Source organism: Amphritea atlantica (assembly GCA_024397875.1).
Classification (GTDB): domain Bacteria; phylum Pseudomonadota; class Gammaproteobacteria; order Pseudomonadales; family Balneatricaceae; genus Amphritea; species Amphritea atlantica_B.
Window position 1 is genome coordinate 3,038,853 of the sequence record CP073344.1, and the last position, 19,229, is coordinate 3,058,081.

At 44.2% G+C, this 19,229-nt stretch carries 15 protein-coding genes; 2 read left to right on the forward strand and 13 right to left on the reverse strand.

All coding sequences use genetic code 11. The features are described from left to right. Window positions 1-140: 140 nt before the first annotated feature. The 10 genes from KDX31_14020 to KDX31_14065 form a co-directional block, all read right to left on the reverse strand. Window positions 141-1,100: a GDP-L-fucose synthase gene (locus KDX31_14020; GenBank protein ID UTW02463.1), complete on the reverse strand. Its 960-nt coding sequence runs from the start codon at window positions 1,098-1,100 to the stop codon at window positions 141-143. 546 nt (window positions 1,101-1,646) lie between these two features. Then, entirely contained in the window at window positions 1,647-2,771 is a 1,125-nt protein-coding gene (gene gmd, locus KDX31_14025) for a GDP-mannose 4,6-dehydratase (GenBank protein UTW02464.1), read from the reverse strand. A 199-nt stretch (window positions 2,772-2,970) separates the two neighbouring features. Beyond that, a complete protein-coding gene (locus KDX31_14030; GenBank protein UTW02465.1) occupies window positions 2,971-4,275 on the reverse strand; it encodes an oligosaccharide flippase family protein in 1,305 nt (434 codons plus the stop codon). A 403-nt stretch (window positions 4,276-4,678) separates the two neighbouring features. Continuing rightward, window positions 4,679-5,770, reverse strand: coding sequence for a glycosyltransferase (locus tag KDX31_14035; protein ID UTW02466.1), 1,092 nt, complete (start codon window positions 5,768-5,770; stop codon window positions 4,679-4,681). Between the two features lie 67 nt (window positions 5,771-5,837). Continuing rightward, window positions 5,838-6,869, reverse strand: a complete 1,032-nt coding sequence (locus KDX31_14040) for a glycosyltransferase (GenBank protein ID UTW02467.1) — start codon at window positions 6,867-6,869, stop codon at window positions 5,838-5,840. A 112-nt stretch (window positions 6,870-6,981) separates the two neighbouring features. Further along, complete coding sequence (locus KDX31_14045) at window positions 6,982-8,142, reverse strand: hypothetical protein (protein UTW02468.1); 1,161 nt, start codon at window positions 8,140-8,142, stop codon at window positions 6,982-6,984. Window positions 8,143-8,162: 20 nt separating this feature from the next. Further along, window positions 8,163-8,924 (reverse strand): glycosyltransferase, encoded by a 762-nt coding sequence (locus KDX31_14050; protein UTW02469.1) that lies wholly within the window; start codon window positions 8,922-8,924, stop codon window positions 8,163-8,165. Between the two features lie 450 nt (window positions 8,925-9,374). Beyond that, window positions 9,375-10,010, reverse strand: a complete 636-nt coding sequence (locus tag KDX31_14055; protein ID UTW02470.1) for a CatB-related O-acetyltransferase — start codon at window positions 10,008-10,010, stop codon at window positions 9,375-9,377. Continuing rightward, on the reverse strand, window positions 10,003-10,785 hold the full coding sequence (locus KDX31_14060; protein ID UTW02471.1) for a hypothetical protein: 783 nt from the start codon (window positions 10,783-10,785) through the stop codon (window positions 10,003-10,005). Before KDX31_14060 ends, KDX31_14055 begins: the two co-directional genes overlap by 8 nt. 187 nt (window positions 10,786-10,972) lie before the next feature. Further along, window positions 10,973-12,415 carry an undecaprenyl-phosphate glucose phosphotransferase gene (locus KDX31_14065; GenBank protein UTW02472.1) on the reverse strand — a complete coding sequence of 481 codons (1,443 nt, stop codon included), beginning with the start codon at window positions 12,413-12,415 and terminating at the stop codon, window positions 10,973-10,975. 281 nt (window positions 12,416-12,696) lie between these two features. Here KDX31_14065 and KDX31_14070 point away from each other — a divergent pair, with 281 nt between their 5' ends. Further along, complete coding sequence (locus KDX31_14070; protein ID UTW02473.1) at window positions 12,697-13,119, forward strand: hypothetical protein; 423 nt, start codon at window positions 12,697-12,699, stop codon at window positions 13,117-13,119. A 206-nt stretch (window positions 13,120-13,325) separates the two neighbouring features. Then, on the forward strand, window positions 13,326-14,534 hold the full coding sequence (locus KDX31_14075) for an O-antigen ligase family protein (GenBank protein ID UTW05400.1): 1,209 nt from the start codon (window positions 13,326-13,328) through the stop codon (window positions 14,532-14,534). Between the two features lie 372 nt (window positions 14,535-14,906). Here KDX31_14075 and KDX31_14080 read toward each other — a convergent pair whose 3' ends face one another. The 3 genes from KDX31_14080 to KDX31_14090 form a co-directional block, all read right to left on the reverse strand. Continuing rightward, on the reverse strand, window positions 14,907-16,262 hold the full coding sequence (locus KDX31_14080; protein ID UTW02474.1) for an MBL fold metallo-hydrolase: 1,356 nt from the start codon (window positions 16,260-16,262) through the stop codon (window positions 14,907-14,909). A 238-nt stretch (window positions 16,263-16,500) separates the two neighbouring features. Further along, complete coding sequence (locus tag KDX31_14085) at window positions 16,501-17,514, reverse strand: NAD-dependent epimerase (protein ID UTW02475.1); 1,014 nt, start codon at window positions 17,512-17,514, stop codon at window positions 16,501-16,503. Between the two features lie 150 nt (window positions 17,515-17,664). Then, on the reverse strand, window positions 17,665-19,005 hold the full coding sequence (locus tag KDX31_14090; GenBank protein UTW02476.1) for a UDP-glucose/GDP-mannose dehydrogenase family protein: 1,341 nt from the start codon (window positions 19,003-19,005) through the stop codon (window positions 17,665-17,667). Window positions 19,006-19,229: the final 224 nt, after the last annotated feature.

Consider the following 19,229-nt stretch of genomic DNA (forward strand, 5'->3'; position numbering starts at 1 on the left):
CCTGTCGAACAGACTTTGAAATTAATACAACATTACTCACCACAGAGAACACCGAGGAAAACCCAACAATCAAAAGCCCTTAACAAAAAGCTCTTCTCTGTGACCCTCTGTGCCCTCTGTGGTGAACCGCTCTTAGCTTTTTACGCTCTAAAGCTATCCTGATGCTGTAAGAACCACTCATAGGTCATCGCCAGGCCGTCTTTCAAACTGATCGAATATTTCCAGCCCAGCGCATTCAGTTTGCTAACATCCATCAGCTTACGGGGCGTACCATCCGGTTTGGTTGAATCAAATACCACCTCACCTTCAAAACCAACAACCTCTGCCATAGTCAGGGCCATCTCAGCGATGGTGCAATCCTCACCGGTGCCGACATTCAGATGCGACAACATGGTTTCAGTATTAGCGGCATAGATATCCTTATCGGCATTCATTACAAATACAGATGCAGCGGCCATATCATCCACATGCAGAAACTCACGCATAGGCTTGCCGGTGCCCCAGACAACCACCTCAGCATCACCGGCAAGTTTCGCTTCATGAAAGCGACGCATCAGCGCGGGTATGACATGGGAGTTCTCAGGATGAAAATTATCATTCTCACCGTACAGGTTGGTCGGCATCACACTGCGGTAATCAACACCATACTGACGATTATAAGATTCACACATCTTAATACCGGCAATTTTGGCAATCGCATAAGGCTCGTTAGTCGGCTCCAGCACGCCGGTCAACAGAGCACTTTCCTGCATCGGTTGCTCCGCTAGTTTTGGGTAGATACAAGACGATCCAAGAAACAGTAGCTTCTTAACACCCGACTGATAAGCAGAATGGATGACATTATTCTGAATAGTCAGGTTCTGATAGATAAACTCAGCCGGGTATTCATTATTCGCCCAGATACCGCCCACCTTAGCGGCTGCCAGATACACCTGATCAAACCTATGTTCATTAAAAAAACGGGCAACATCAGCCTGTGAAAGCAGGTCCAGTTCATCACGGGAAGCTGTAACAACATCCACAGAACCATCAGCCGCAAGCTTCCGACAGATAGCAGAACCAACCATCCCCTTATGGCCCGCTACAAAAACTTTAGTCATTTAAAACCCCTAACAAAACCATAAATGCATAGACAGAAAAGGTTCACCACAGAGGACACAGAGAGCACCGAGGAAAAGCAAAGTCGATGGTAAGAACTTAAAGTATTCTCAGTGGTAAAACGCCCTTACACAAAAGCCCTTCTCTGTGGACCTCTGAGTCCTCTGTGGTAAAACCGCTCTTACACAAAAGCCCTTCTCTGTGGACCTCTGTGTCCTCTGTGGTAAAACGCTCTTACACAAAAGCCCTTCTCTGTGGACCTCCGTGTCCTCTGTGGTAAAACGCCCTTACACAAAAGCCCTTCTCTGTGGACCTCTGAGCCCTCTGTGGTAAACCGCTCTTACACGAAAGTCCTTCTCTGTGTCCTCTGTGGTAAAACGCTCTTACACAAAAGCACTACTCGGTGATCTGCGTGTCCTCTGTGATAAATCGCTCTTACACAAAAACCCTTCTCTGTGGACCTCCGTGTCCTCTGTGGTTAATCGCTCTTACACAAAAGCCCTTCTCTGTGGACCTCCGTGTCCTCTGTGGTTAATCGCTCTAACGCCTTAATGCTCTAAAACAACATTCACGTCATAGCCGTGTTTTTTAAGCAGAGCATGCTGTTTGGCTTTATTCAGATCGTTCAGCACCATCTCGGCACACATCTCTTCGACGGTGATCTCAGGTGTCCAGCCCAACTTCTCTTTGGCCTTGGTTGGATCACCCAACAACGTTTCAACTTCAGCCGGACGGAAGTATTTAGGATCAACCCGGACAACAACATCGCCCACACTCAGTGCCGGAGCGTTATCACCCTCGATTCCGGCCACAACCGCATATTCATCAACGCCTTCCCCTTTAAACTCAAGCGTGATGCCAACTTCAGCAGCAGACATCCGCACGAAGTCACGCACCGAGATCTGCTTACCGGTGGCGATAACAAAATCCTCCGGCTGTTCCTGTTGCAGCATCATCCACTGCATCCGCACGTAGTCTTTAGCATGGCCCCAGTCCCGTAAGGCATCCATATTACCCAGATACAGGCACTTCTCTAAGCCCTGAGCAATATTGGCAATCGCACGGGTAATTTTACGGGTGACAAAGGTCTCACCGCGACGAGGAGATTCATGGTTAAACAGAATACCATTGCAGGCATACATTCCGTAGGATTCACGGTAATTTACAGTGATCCAGTAGGCATACATCTTTGCAGCCGCATAAGGCGAACGGGGATAAAACGGTGTCGTCTCACGCTGTGGCGTTTCCTGCACCTCACCAAACAGCTCAGAAGTAGACGCCTGGTAAAAGCGGGTTTTCTTTTCCAGCCCCAGAAACCGAATCGCTTCCAACAAACGCAAGGTACCGATAGCATCGACATCCGCAGTATATTCCGGTGACTCAAACGACACAGCAACGTGAGACTGCGCCCCCAGGTTATAGATCTCATCCGGTTGCACCTGCTGGATAATCCGTGTCAGGTTTGAGGTGTCCGTCAGATCGCCATAGTGCAAGTGAAACTTAACATCCTCTTCATGGCTGTCTTTGTAGATATGATCCACACGTTCAGTATTAAAAGAGGAAGCCCGACGCTTGATCCCGTGTACTTCATAGCCTTTGTCCAGCAGAAACTCCGCTAGGTAAGAGCCATCCTGGCCGGTTACACCGGTAATGAGTGCGACTTTATTTGTCATGAAAAAACCTTAAGGCTTATGATTATCAACTAATATAACGTGGTAACTATTGTAACCTGAACTTGATAGTGAAACGAACGCAGAGAAGCACCTCATAGATAATCAACCAACGTTTCAGGAACATTTAAAAGCATAATTGATTGTGAAAATTAATTTCTTGCAGTCATACTGTATCTAAGAGACGCATCCAACATAATAGCTAGCGCCAAACTGCTAGTGTATTAAAACCAAGACGTTTTTTTACCCACCAGACAGCAACAAGATTTTGTGTTGCCACAGCAACGGCAGTCGCGATAGCACTTCCTGTAGCCCCATAAAACGGTACTAACGCAAAGCCCAGTCCTACTGCTATAGGCCCAGAGATAAGAACTGTATTACGTAAGTCTTTTTCATGCCCTGACATACTCAATAAAAAACCAACGGAGCCAGTAGCTACATTAATAAACTGCCCTACAGCAAGGATCTGTAACAAATGCCCTCCCTCACGAAAACCTTCACCAAACAACCCCATCAAGAAATAGGGAAAGAGCATCATAATAGCAATGATAGGTAATACAATAAGCACCATCACGCGGACTGAGTTAATTGCTAATGAATTTAACCCCACATAATCACCCTGTTTATACATTGCAGCAAAGCGAGGGGCAACCACCATATTAACGGCCATCAAAATAAAGCTGGCAAGCATAGAGGTACGCTGAGCAACGGCTAACTGAGCTACTTGTTCAGGTCCGACCCAAGCGCCAGCGATAAACTGACCTGACCATTGAGTTAATTGCCCCATAACCATGACAACCCATAGTGGTAAGCAACTCCGCCAAAGATCAGAACTGTTTGTAATAGTTGTAATAGAAGCATCAGTATTAGGAAGGCACCTATAGAGTAACCGAGCAGCAACTGCCATGGTTAACAGCATTGCAAATGAGAATGACCAACCAGCTATCTTTGCACTATCAAGGCTAAACAATACTAGTATAATAGCTATCAGTATATTGGCTGAGATATTAAGAGAAAATACGGAAGCAACCACACGCCGCAGCCCTTGTAGCGCCATCGCCAGCAGTGTAAGTAGCGCTAAACCAAAAACAGCAGGCGCCATACTTTGTAATACTGGTGCTAAATCAGTTTGACCAAACACAACTTGTGATATCCAATCTGCTAATAGATAGAGTGACACTCCAGCCACCATAGAAACACAACCTACGATGCACATTGAATAACGCAATACGAATCGCACTGTGTTCCATTCGGATACTGGAAGAGCAGCTCCTATAAAGCGTAATACCGTATTATCAAACCCTACCCGCGAAATAGAGGCAAAGAAAGAGATGATACTGAAAGACAAAAAATAGTAACCCGCCTGTTCAGCACCAAGCTGCCGCCCGATAACAATACTAAGCAGAAAAGCGGAGAGCGCCGCAATAATTCGAACTGAAAAGCTTAGAATTGTTTGTAGGATTATTTCTCTTTGGCTAAATACTTTTAACTTAAGACGTTTGATCATAAAAAAAGATAAATTCGGTTCACTTGGTAGCTCCAGTTACGTAACGTCTTCTATGACAAAAAAGTAGCCCTGCTATACCGTTTAAGACCTGAAAACACAATAAGGGCGGACATAATCAAACCTCCTATATCTAGCTTGCAATCAGTGCCACTTAATATTCAAATAGTATATTTACGTCCCGACGCAAGGCTTGGTTATGACAAAATCATTTACGAAAGCAATCCACAATTTAGCATTATGCACTATTTATACTTTATTAACAGTGAGCATAGAACAAGATTACATATTCTAAAATTCAAATCCACTCATCTTGAAAAACACTACACTTTAACGGACGTAAAAAAATTATAGTGTCACTAGCTTAAAGATATAACCTCCAACAATAATCACCTCCGTAAATCCTTCACCTATTTAAGCCATAGACCTTAGAATAATCAGAAAGCAAACGTTCCATTGAAAACCGTCCTAAGCCTTTACTTCTAGACTCGTCTCCAAGCTTTTCACGATGACCCTTATCCAAAAGAAGACGTTCAATTGCTTCAGCTATAGCAAACTTATCATCACATATATAACCAGTAACCCCATTTTCAACAACATCTCTGTTACCAATTACATTTGTCACTACGGCAGGGATGCCAGACAGAGAAGCTTCAATAACGGAGAGAGGCATCCCTTCCCAGAGGGAAGTTTGAAGATAAATATCCAATCCAGTTAATGCATTAATGGCTTCCTCCCTTTCAAGCCAACCACTAACGGTAACACCTTGTCGTTCAAGTAAGTCTTGCATTTCTTGATCTCCGCCACCTATCCATATGAATTCAATATCTGCATTGCTAGAAAAATATTGAGCTACTTCAAAAAACAGATAAGGATTTTTTTGATAGCTTATGCGCCCTAAAGTACCGACTTTGACTTTACTATTATCATTGCTAACCTTTTTAGGCACCTTTGTCACATCGATCGCGTTTTCTATTAGGATCGAGCGTGAATGTATTTTATTAGCTTCTTCAAGCTCACTGTAAGAACAAGCAATAATAGTTCCAGAAATACGAGATGCTAACCACTCAAGAATCCAATAAACTTTTTTACTAAAAGAGGATATATTTTCTTGCAAAAAACCGAAACCTCTAGGCGAATAGAAAACCTTTGCCGAAGGAAAAAACATTGCGGCAATCCGCCCGATAAAACCTGCTTTCGAGCAATGAAGGTGTATAACATCCGGTCTTATATTACGATATTCACATAATATTTTTATTAGAGATTTCAAATCAGAAGCAGGTGAAATACTTCTTTTCATATCAATTCTATGCAAGACAATTTTTTTTGAAAAAAAATCCATCCAGTTTTCTGGAAGCTCATCCCTCAATGGTGAATAAATAAGATGCACTTCACAACCTGCTTCAACCATTAAGTTACAAATTTGGCTAGAAGAAGTCAGAGTACCTCCCCCCAAGCCTTCGAGAACATGTAATATTTTAGGTAGTTTATTACTCACAAAACCTCGCAACACAAAATAAGAAAGAGCAAATACATTTCAAAAACAAACATCAGCTTATAAAAAATCAGATACTTAACAATCTACCCATATTTAATTTATATTTATCATCACTAAACCCAGCTTTAAATGAATCAATACAATGGCTACTGACTCTTGTATTAGAATAAAACTTTATTGCGGATAACCATGGATCTATATCTCCAACACCTGCTGAATTCTTAGGCGTCAAACCTAAAACTTTTATATACTGACTGTCAACCTCATCTAGTACACCGCCAAAGTCAGATACTACAACTGGAACTCCATTTACGATAGACTCTAATATAGTCAACCCAAATGATTCCGAATACGAGTTTGATAAAAAGACATCTGATTGCTGATATAAATCAGCCATATTAGACACTTGACCAAGAAAAAGTACATCTACCTCTTTCATTGATTCTATGGCACTACAACCAACTCTTAAACCCAAACTAGAGGCATACATCATTAATGAATCCCTCTCAACTCCATCACCTGCAATTAACAATTTATAACATCTATCTAATTTTATAAGTTCTGAATATAAGTAAATAGAAAACCAAACACCTTTTGTTGGATGCAACCGACCTGCAACGAGAATATTTTTGAACCCTTTCATCCTACAATCAACTTTATCAGAACCACCAACCTCAGAAAGCAACACTGGATTATTAACAATATGAACAGCCGCTTTAACATTTGGCAAGAAAGAAAAAAAACTCTTTGAGCTGCCAGCCGTTTTAAAAACAACATCATTAGCAAAACGATAAAAAAATGAAAGGACTATCTTTGAAAAGAAACCATATTTTCCATATTTATGTTTCAAATCGCTTTCAACATTAACAACAATTCTCGGCTTTTCTTTTAAAAAAAATGATGCCAACACTGTACAAACCAGCGCTCTTTCCAAATAAACCAAAACAACTTTCGAGTCACGCAACTCTTTCGATAAACTCTTAGAATTTAAAATTGCTCGCAACCATAAAAATATTGAAGATTGTTTTTTTTCAGAATTAGATAAACAAGATACATCAACTCCATTGGAGTCTAGCTCTCTATCTTTTTCTAATGTCACAAGCCGTATTCCTAAGCACCTCGCAGTATATAAGGCCATCTTTTCACTCCCACCAAGCACTAACGAGTTTATAACAATAGAAACATGGTTCATACAAACCTCTCCAAAAAGCTCAAACATTCACTCTCGTGTATCGAATATACGCCAATAAGAACCAAGGCCATGGATACCAATAGTTAGGTATTACAAAAAAGTGCAATACAAGAGAGAAAAAGGCAACTGCCAAAAGCAGCTGCTTTGTTTTATCTATTATTTTATAAAGTTCAAAAAAACTATATATAAATATCGAAACAAATAGAATCAAACCCAAAAAACCATAATCAGCAAGAATTAAAACATATGAGCTCAACACTAGGTCAAAGTTGAACTCTCTGGCTGAGCCAGGCCCAAACCCAATTAAAAAATTCAAAAAACCAGAATTCGCAATAAAATGGATTGTTTCATAAAATCTACCAAATCGATCATTAATTGAAGATGATCCATTTATCTTTGAATAGAGCAGCTCATAAAGAAAGTCATATGCACCCCAGACAGTTAAACAAAAAACAATCGATAACATTAAAATTTTAACTGGATTCCGACATAAATAAACCGTAACTTCACGGGCATTGAAAAACATACACGCCAGTAAAATAGCAACAGGCAACTCAATAAAAGCAGCGACACTAAAAGTAAAGATCAAACTAACAGAACCTAAAAAAAACAATATACATGTCAATACTGGACTAACCTTCTTAATTTCACTGTAAACAATAAAGAAAACCACAATTAAGTATAAAGCCATATGCCCTGATTCCTCGACAGGCCCCCTAGCTCTAAAATAATCTACCAATGCTGTACTTGCGTAATCAGATAAATACTTTCTAGGAATATACAAATCTATATCAAAACCTATAAAATTCCGCCCAATAAACTCGACAAAAATCCAAACACATACAAAAACAAAACCGAAAAACAACCACCATCGACCTCTATCCATCCCCCCATTCAACATAAAAAGCAATGGCAAATAATAAAACAAAAAAACCACAACAATAATAGAAACGTAATAATTCAATCTAGCAGATATATTAAATGAAGAAAACAATGAAACACAAAAACTAATTGTTACCAACATCAAAAAAACCAAGAAAAAAGAGTCAACAAGCTTCTTCCTATCACCCAAATATACTTGACAAAACAAAAAAGAAACACAAGAAGCAATCGAAAAAACTATTGGCAAATTAACTGCTGAAGTAAACGCAAACGCACTTGTAAACGCCATAAAGAACATATAAAGCCAGAAAAAAATATTCATATTAAAAAACGAAAAACGCCTCGTTTGAACTTTAGATAAATCTTACGAAACTCAACATAAAATCGATTATACTCTAGTTCACGCACATAACTCTTCGATATATCATCCGTTTCACTTTGCATCAAAGCACTATATTTTTCTGTAACACTGCCTTCATGACGATAAAAGTCTGTCACACAAAAATCCAATCGCTTACATTTACCATTAAGCGCACACCTAACTATATAATCATAATCAGCGGCACATTTATAACGCGTATCAAAAACAACACTATGATTGAGTCCAAAATTAATGAATGAAGATGGTTGCGTTACAATAGAACATTGCCCATAAATCACAATATCTTTAGCATCTGAATTAATTGTCCGGCGATACCTTGCTTTATTATCAGAAATTATTTTCAAATCGCCATAGTATATAGAAAAAGAGGAATCTCTAATATAAGAATCAGCAACACGACTAAGCACTGAGTTCGAAGAGTATCGATCATCTGCGTTCAAACTAGCCCACAAGCCACCTTTGACATACTTCAACCCTTTATTAAGAGCATAGTACATCCCTTCATCGCTTTCTGAAACAAAGGCAGATAATTGATCTCTATATTCGTTTATTATGTTAACAGTTGAATCCGAAGACCCCCCGTCAATAACAATATATTCAAAATTCTCATAATCCTGAGAAAGTACACTTTCAATACAGCCTCTTATTACACTCTCTGCGTTATAAACAACCGTTACAATTGTTATTCTAGGCAACATATTCAGAACCCCTTACAAAAACACTTCAACTTCTATCATAACTACCCAAATAACAATCTATAAAAAAATCACAAGCATCACTTTTAATATTATTAAACACTACAATAACGCAAACAGAGATTTTTTATTCTATGCATTACTTAATCTAAGCAACTATATACATCTGATCCAGATCATCACAGACGATAAGCAAAACCTTATAGAGTTCACTCATACTCAACAACACTTTAAAAAATTATTTCTTCTCTAACTTCACAGCTGTACTTTTCAAAAATAGCACTGCAATAACAGAGGTCTAGTATTTATAATATTAAGCAAACTTCTCATTGGACACTTTCACAAATCGTCAACCCCCTTTAGATAGAGCACGCAATTATAAGCCACCTGATAAATTAAATATTTTGCATCTTTCACACCGATAATATCCAACCAGCTTCTTACAGGATAACCTCACCACTCCTTTTTAAACAATGCAAAATTCTGAAATGAATTACATTTAATTTTTAACTTAACCTCATCTTCACACTGCCACCACTTCATGGTCTGCAGATAAGAAATTTCTTCTTTATCAAACCTGTATCCTATATTATGGGCAGGTACGCCTCCTACAATTTCAAAATCAGCCACATTTTTTGTTACCACACTACCTGCAGCAATCACGGCCCCGTCACCTATGAATACACCATCCATAACGATAGCATTAGCACCAATCCATACATCGCCACCAATCATAATCGTCTCTATTTCACTAAAACCTGAGCCCTCTGAAAAACTTAGGCCGCATTGTGTATTTGCTGAATAAAAGGCTGGATGGGTTGAAACAAAATCTCTTACTGGGTGGCGCCCTAAGCCAATTCTAACGCCAGGACCTATCGAGCAAAAATTACCAACTATCACATTATTAATTCTACTATCAGCAGCAACATAGCTACAAAATCCCAACTCAGTATTATTTATTTCCGTCCGTTTACCTACAACATTATTCCCTTTGAACTTACATGAAAAATCAGCATCCCCTTTAATTACTACTTTCTTACCTCTATACTTATAAAAAAAAATTATTTTTTTAATTAATTTTTTAATCATTATTATCTACCAAAACCTCACTCTCAACAGAGAGCCATAAATACAGTTTAGACTGCTTATATTGATCAAGCCTCCTCTCACCTATTTTATAATTCAACCTAAAGCTTTCGTATATCGACTTATACCATTTATCTACTGATTCATTTCTACGTATTAAATGAATATCCCTGTTACAGAAGTCACTCAACACTGCCTCTAATTCATCCAATTTTTCCATGCGTAAACACAGCACGTCGAATTTATCATTTTCAACTCGCACAAACCCATTTACAAAACTGCTCTCATATATATCAATACCAGTATATCGTTTTAATTCACGCTCAAACCAACTCAAGCCATACTCAAAATCGTATACTTCCTCATATAATGAGATCAGCCTGCTTACTCCTCCAGTATTAAAGGATATATAATCAGAATATGATTCCTTTCTTTTTTGATGCACATACCCGTCTAAATCCTGAAAAAACATTGAAGGATCTCTACTAATTGGATCTCTTACCAACGTAATGACTTTAAGCTTTTTATTTTTAGCTCCGAGCCTTAACAGAAATCTCTTAATACCATAGTATATAAAATCATATACTGGGGCTTTAATATTATTCCTTTGCAAATATTTATCATTTGGATTACCTCCATACAACGTATGAATATGTTCAACACAATCGTCCCCAATTGCCCCGCAAACTGCATCAGAGCCAACCTTACCCATCTGATATATAAGATAAAACTCTTTTCTTTTATACTTTCTATAGTCACAAAACAACTTCGATAACATTATAACCGCCTAAACAAAAATACCGACCTTCAGCATTAATATGAAAATCACTATCATTTAATAAAACATAGAAGACCGGCAGCACTTCTAAACAATTCATCTAAAACATATATAATATATTCAATACAAGCTTAGTCTTATAAAACTGTTTCAAATATACAACTACTCACTTTATTTACATAAAAAATCAGTATATCTCTTTTGACAATAAGCTCAACGGCGTCTTAATCAATATCTTAATATCCAGCCCCAACGACCAGTTATTGATATACGCCAGATCTAGCTCAACCCGTTTTTCCATCTTATCCAGGGTTTCTGTTTCGCCCCGACAGCCGCTAATTTGTGCCAGGCCCGTTATACCCGGTTTAATTCGGTGCCGGGCCAGATAAGCATTCACTTTATCGGAGTAGTAATCGTTATGTGCCACTGCATGAGGACGGGGGCCGACCAGTGACATGCTGCCCTGCAAGACATTGATAAACTGAGGCAGTTCATCAATTGAGGTTCTGCGGATAAAGGCGCCGATTCTGGTTACCCTGGAGTCACCTTTGGTGGCCTGCTTAACCTCAGTATCGTTATGCAGGTGCATACTGCGGAACTTCCAGACCTGTATTATCTTACCATCCAGGCCGTGTCTTTCCTGTTTAAAGAATACCGGGCCTTCTGATTCACGTTTAATCAGTATCGCGATGATCAGCATCAGCGGGCTGAATAACAACAGAGCCAGGGCCGCTAACACCCGGTCCATCACGCCCTTAACCACGATATGGCTTCGCCGGGAGGTCACCGGGCTTTCATTCAGTGTTATCAGCGGCATTCCGGCCACCTCACTGATCGAGTGGTTCAGCAGATTCAGGCCAAAAATATCCGGCACCCAGATAACATCGACATTCATATCCAGCAGATCAATATGCATCGCTTCGATAATTTCGGACTCTGACACCGGCAGGGCGATATAGATGCGGCGAATGTTGTAATCCTTGATCACCTGCCTGAGGTTTTCTGCCCGGCCTAACAAGGGGCGCGGCAGATTCTCGGTCTCGTCTTCAGCTGACAGATCGTCATCTGACTTTACAAAGCCAACCACCCGGTCAGCCAGGCTGTTATCAAGGTTAAGGTTATTCACCAGTTTTATCGCCACATCGCCGGTGCCAATAACCAGCGTCGCGATTTCGCGGGGAAAGATCACTTTATAGTGTGTATACAGTGCGCCCAATGCAATCATACTGATCAACTGGAGCACGAACCCGACAACGGCCCACTCAAGCAGCACTTCGCGGGAGAAGCTTTCACCATTTTTCGTCACAAAGCCGATCAACGCTAACAGCAACAGCACATAGAACCAGCCGGTGAGCAGACGAAACGCTCTTTTATAGAAACCATAGGCGCGGTTATAGACACCCCGACGACGGTAGATCACCGAGACACAGAAGAGAGAAAGCACCACCAGCAGACGGTAGTTGGCGGGAATATCACCGATTTTCAGAAAGGTGAAGAAAAACAGCGTGGCCGAAATAATCAGCAGATCCGCGCAGTGCTGCACCCAGAACAGAATTGATTCGTTGGTGTTAAACAACCGGCGCTTGTGCGTCATCAGGCCGCTGCTATTGAGCGTGACTTTTTCATTCATTGTTGTGCATAGTCCTGAATATCCATACCTGTAACTGACATACCTGTCATTCCCTGAAAGTACTGAAACACTGAACAATTGTGACTGTTATTAGCGACAACGCCTGTATGCCTTAACAGGCGCCATTATGCCTCATAACGCATCTGAAAAAGAACAAAATGGGTAATGTTTTTTTATCAGCACCTCTCATTTTGTTTACACACTCAGAAGCCGAATGCTATATTCCTCATCAGTTCACTTAAATAGAAAGGCCGTAAGGTCAGTATAAGGAGTTTAAAACTATGCGCCGACTCGTAATTGGTGTTGTTGCAGGGATGTTGTTGCCGTTGTCCCCTGCTTTTGCAGAAGCTGATGCTGCGATCGTTAGTCAGGTTCAGGCTGCCACTCAGGAAGCCTCTACCCCAGAACAGATCGCAGCGGCTGTCCAGCAGATGCTGGAAGGTGCTGAAACGCCAGAACAACAGCAAGCTATTCTGACTGCGGCTATGAGCCTCTACGCTTCTAACCAGGATGCACTTTCATCCATTGGTACTGCGGCCAAAAATGCCGGCGTTCCTACAAATACAATTGTTGCATCCGCTAAAGATGCTGGTGTCAGCCCTGCTGTTGCAGTGGGTGTAGGCATTCCAGGTTCCAACGGAACACCTGTAGCGCCTCCTAGCACCAGTGGAGGCTCAGGCGGTGGTACAGCCAGCCCAAGCTGATCCATACCTGTTGATAAAAAGCGCTTAATTGCGCTTTTTTGCTTTCTGCGGTTTACGCCGCTATCGATCAGTCCATAAGGATTTAACCGTTGAGCAGTCTATCGGTATCGCACAAAGCAGATACCTCTCTTTTTTACGCTTATCTGGCATTACTGGTCTGGCTTCCCCTGCCCCTTGGCAGCAACCGGCCCTGGGCTGTCAGTTTCATGTCGGTGATGGTATTTGCGCTGCTGGCATGCTGGCTTATCCTGCATATTCGCAAACAGCTGACGACCGGTACCGCGTTCTCCCAAAGCCTGCCGATGCTTGGCTTGCTGCTGACAGCCCCTCTGTGGGCTGAGCTTCAGCTGACACTGGATCTGTCCATTGACCCGGCAAACACCTTGCAGAGCTCGCTGCTGGGATTCGCCCTGACGGGCCTGTTCAGTCTCACCCTGCTGATGGTTCGCAGTAAACAGCGGATCAGGCTGCTATGTTATGCCTTGGTGGGCAGCGGCCTGTTTCAGGCCCTGTATGGCAGCATGATGACCCTGACCGGCATTGAGTATCTGTTTTTTGTGCCCAAAGAGTCTTATTTCGGTACAGCCACCGGAACCTTTGTCAACCGTAATCACCTGGCGGGTTATCTGGTGCTGACGCTATCAGTCGGCATCGGGCTGATGATCTCGACTCTGGATGGTGAGAGCGCGAGTAACTGGCGGGATTTTTTCAGACGTATTCTGACCACCCTGCTGGGCAATAAAGCCCGATTGCGGATTATTCTGGTAATCATGGTGGCCGGACTGGTGATGACCCACTCCCGTATGGGCAACACCGCCTTTTTTGCCAGCCTGGCCATCGCCGGAGTATTGGCCCTGCTGCTGAGTAAACGTTCCACCAAAGCCACCATTATTCTTATTGGCAGCCTGATTATTATTGATATTTTTGTTGTCGGCACCTTCTTTGGCGTCGAGAAGGTGGTTCAGCGGCTAGAAAATAGTAGCGAAGCATCAGAGACCCGGGATGAAGTAAACACTTACACTCTCGGCGCTATCCAGGACAATCTGCTGACGGGTAGCGGCGCAGGCACCTACTACACCAACTTCCCGGCTTATCGTCAGTATGATGCTGGTCGCGGTTTCTACGACCATGCCCACAATGATTATTTCGAGTTCGCCAGTGATTATGGCGTGGTGGTGACCAGCTGCCTGATGCTGGCGGTGCTATGGGCCTTTATATCGGCGATAAGGGCACAGATAAAACGTAAAACAGCACTGATGCGCGGCATCGCGTTTAGTGCAACCATGGCCATTATCGCGCTGGCGATGCATTCCACCGTTGATTTTAATCTGCAGATACCCGCCAATGCCGCCACCTTTGTAGTGATACTGGCATTGGGGCAGATATCGCTGTATCAGAAAAGCAGGAGGCGATAGAGCCGGGGTTTGTTGCCCGAGCACTTTGCTTGTTTGAAGTTCGAAAAAGGCGATTAACCATCGCGGCTGGCACCCAGAGGGCATACTAAAACCGCTCCTACGAATTATACCCCTACCTGTAGGAGCCCCGTTAGCATGCGGGGCGATTAAACCCTTCGCGGCTAGAAGCCGCTCCTACAATCCATCCATACCGTAGGCGCCCCATCCCGGGGCGATAAACCAAATACACTCCACACCGTAGGAGCCCCGTCCCGGGGCGATAAACCAAATACATTCCACACCGTAGGAGCCCCGTTAGCATGCCCTTTGGGTACCCGGGGCGATAAAAACTATCGCGGCGAGACGCCGCTCCTACACTAAACAGGATCTGCTCTAGGGAATATGAATATCCGCTTCGGGGCAGATCTTGCTTAACTCCCTTCTTAACGCCCACTTAGCTTCGCTATCCCCATGTACGATGCGTATCTCTTTCGGTTTGTGGTGCATTCTTTTAACGAAGTTGATCAGGTCTTTCTGGTCGGCATGGGCTGAGTAGCCACCGATGGTATGCACGCCTGCGTTTATCTCTGTTTTCTCGTTATCCAGATAGACATAACCACCGGACGGGCCATATTTCTGGATATCACGGCCCGGGGTGCCCTCCGCCTGATAGCCTACAAACAGAACATCGGTGCGCGGATCAGGGAGCAGCGCTTTCAGGTAGTTAACGATGCGTCCACCCGCGCACATGCCACTGGCCGCAATAACAATGGCTGGCCGACCACTGTTTTTAAGATAGTTCACCAGTTTCAGATGCTGACGGTGCGAGTCGACAGTGATCAGTTGAGCAAAGTTGAGTGGATGCCGTCCATCTCCTCTGCGGGCTTTGGCTTCTGCATCCCAGAGATCGCTGAGGTTCCGATAGTGTTTGGTAAACTTTGCCGCCAGCGGTGAATCGACAATCACATCAAGCGCTTCCCAGGCAGTCCCTTTCTGACTGTGGATAATACCTTCCAGCTCGTAGAGTAGCTCCTGGGTTCTGCCGATACTGAACGCAGGTATCAATACAGTCCCCGCATCTTTCAGACAGTGCCGGATAATCTGTTGAAGATTTTTTCGCCGTTCACGACGGCTTTCATGAAGCCTGTCGCCATAGGTGCTTTCGATTATCAGCCGGTCTGCCCGCCAGGGTGATTTGGGGGCCGGTAATAATGGCGCATAGGGCGCACCCAGATCTCCGGAGAACAGAATAATTTCTTTATTGTACTCAAACTCGATATACGCCGACCCCAGAATATGACCGGCGGGTTTAAACCTGAACCGCAGACCACTGACCGGGTTTGCCGGATACCATTGTTTATAATCCACCGGCTGAATCAGTTTTTCCACCAGCTTAATAAACTGACTGATCAGTTTTTTATTACGCGTAACACCGATTTTCATCGCGTCCTCCAACACCAGCGGCAGCAATTGGGCGGTCGCTCTGGAGGCGAATATCGGGCCGTTAAATCCCGCCGCAATCAGCGAAGGGATACGACCGACATGATCGATATGGCAATGGGTGATAAAGAGTGCTTTAACCGTGTCGATCGGGAAATCAAGCTGCAGATTAGACGATTCAGAACCGCTGGATTCAGCCCCCTGAAACATACCGCAATCGATAAGAACGCTGGTGTTCTTGTCTAAAACCAGTTCATGGCATGAGCCAGTAACGCCTGAAATAGCGCCGTGGTGCTTTATTTCGATCATATGAACCTCCATGTTCGTTTATATAGCCGTGTGGGAGCCCTTTTAGCATGCCCTCTGGGCATCAGAGGTGTTTAACCATCGCGGTAGGAGCCCCTTCCAGGGGCGATAAACCAAATACACTCCACACCGTAGGAGCCCCGTCCCGGGGCGATAAACCAAATACATTCCACACCGTAGGAGCCCCGTCCCGGGGCGATAAACCATCGCGGCAAGATGCCGCTCCTACAAGGGCTGGGTCTCAAACCCCTGCGTTGTAATACTCTTTATACCATTCAACAAACTTCTGCATACCGTCTTCGATGGTGGTGCTGGGTTTGAAGCCTGTCGCGGCTTGCAAACTATCAATATCAGCATAGGTAGCAGGCACGTCGCCTGGCTGCATTGGCAGGTATTCTTTTTTCGCGGTTTTACCCGCAGCGGCTTCAATCGCTTCGATAAAACGGCTGAGTTCAATCGGTTCATTGTTGCCGATGTTGTACACCCGGTAGGGAGCACTGCTGCTGTCCGGGCTGGTTCTTGGATTATTTTCATCCGCCTGGGGGATCACATCCTGAATACGGATAACGCCTTCAACGATATCGTCTACATAGGTGAAGTCGCGCAGCATCTTGCCGTGGTTGAACACCTTGATCGGGCGGTCTTCCAGGATTGCGCTGGTGAACAGGAAGGGCGCCATATCGGGGCGTCCCCAGGGACCATAGACGGTGAAGAAACGCAGGCCGGTGGTGGGAATGCCGTACAGGTGAGAATAACTGTGCGCCATCAGTTCGTTAGATTTTTTGGTTGCCGCATACAGGGACACCGGATGATCGACACCGTCAGTCGTCGAAAACGGCATTTTAGTGTTCATACCATAAACCGATGAGGATGAAGCATACACCAGATGTTTGACGTTGTTCTGACGACACCCTTCGAGGATCGTCATCATGCCGGTCAGGTTGGAATCGACATAGGCAAAGGGGTTTTCCAGTGAGTAACGCACACCGGCCTGTGCGGCCAGATGGATAACTCGGTCAAAACCACTCTCGGCAAACAGTTTAGCCATCCCTTCACGGTCGGCAAGATCCAGCTTTTTAAAGGTAAACTCAGGATACTGTTCCAGACGTTGCAGGCGGGAGTCTTTAAGCGCCGGATCGTAGTAATCATTAAGGTTATCCAGACCGATCACTTTATGGCCCGCCTGACAGAGCCGCTCGGATACAAAGTTGCCAATAAAGCCGGCTGCGCCGGTGACGAGGTAGGTTAGCTGCATATTGATGTTAGCCCGGAAGGATAAGAATTTAAGTTGGGCTAATTATCGCCGCTGGAAGCGGCTCCTACAAGTCAGGATTTATCGCGCCGGGGGGCGTTGCTCCCACATAAGCAAGTGAGACTCTGTGGGAGGCACGCCCTCGTGCCGATTTTAGCTCTGTTTAATTGAGAGGCCCCGCCCGATCGCATAGTAATTGATGCCACGATCTTCCAGGCGCTGCGGGTCGTAGAGGTTGCGGCCATCAAAGATAACCGGTTCGGCCAGCTGAGCCTTGATCAGGTCAAAATCAGGTGCACGGAAGCTTTGCCATTCGGTGCAGATCACCAGCATGTCGGCGCCGTTGAGGGCAGCTTCTTTGGTGCCCATCAGATTCAGATCTGCACGGGAGCCATAGATACGCTGTGTTTCTTCCATCGCTTCCGGGTCGAATGCCTGTACTTTTGCACCGGCTTCCCACAGCAGCTCCATCAGCACACGGCTGGACGCTTCACGCATATCATCGGTTTTAGGTTTGAATGACAGGCCCCAGAGCGCCACGGTTTTACCCGCCAGATCGCCATTGAAGTGACGGTTAATCAGTTCAAACAGTTTGGTTTTCTGTTTTGCGTTAACCGACTCTACCGCTTTCAGAATTTGCGAGTCATAACCAATCTGTTCAGAGGTTTTCACCAGCGCCTGAACATCTTTAGGGAAGCATGAGCCACCGTAGCCGCAGCCGGGATAGATAAAATGATAGCCGATCCGCTCATCGGAACCGATACCGTTGCGTACGTTTTCGATATCGGCACCGACCATCTCTGCGATATTCGCCATCTCGTTCATAAAGCTGATTTTGGTGGCCAGCATGCAGTTGGCTGCGTATTTAGTCAGCTCAGCACTGCGAATATCCATAAAGATGATACGGTCGTGATTACGGTTAAACGGCGCATACAGCTCAGTCATCACATCTTTGACGTGATCACTTTCGGTACCGATTACAATCCGGTCCGGACGCATGCAGTCACTGACTGCAGCACCTTCTTTGAGGAACTCAGGATTGGAGACCACATGAAATTCAATATCGGCGCCGCGGGCGGCCAGTGTTTCAGCTATTGTTGCTTTAACCTTATCGCCGGTGCCAACAGGCACTGTGGATTTATCGATAACAATGCGTGGCTCTGGCATGTAAGTCGCAATAGTCCTGGCCACCGCCTGTACATATTGCAGATCGGCAGAGCCATCTTCATCTGGAGGCGTCCCCACGGCGATAAACTGGATTTCACCAAACTCAACCGCGGCTTTTGCATCCGTTGTAAACAGCAGGCGACCCGCTTCGTAGTTGGACTTAACCAGCGGCGTCAGTCCTGGCTCGTAGATCGGAATGATGCCATTCTTGAGGTTTTCTACCTTCTGGGCATCCACATCCACACAGCAGACATCATGACCCACTTCAGCCAGCACTGCGGCCTGAACCAACCCTACATAACCTATACCAAAAACCGTAACTTTCATTAATTGCGTCCCTTTTAACAGCAATTACATTTGAGCAAAGTATACCCCGTTAACCGGCTGATCTTGCCAAATTAATGAGGATATCGAATCGCGTATATTATGACCGCGATGTTACCACAGGATTGCAGCAGAGCCGAGGTCCGGTGTCAGGAAGTGCAGCCCTTGTAGGAGCCCCTTTTAACATAGGGTAATTAATCATCGCGGCTGGCACCCAGAGGGCATAC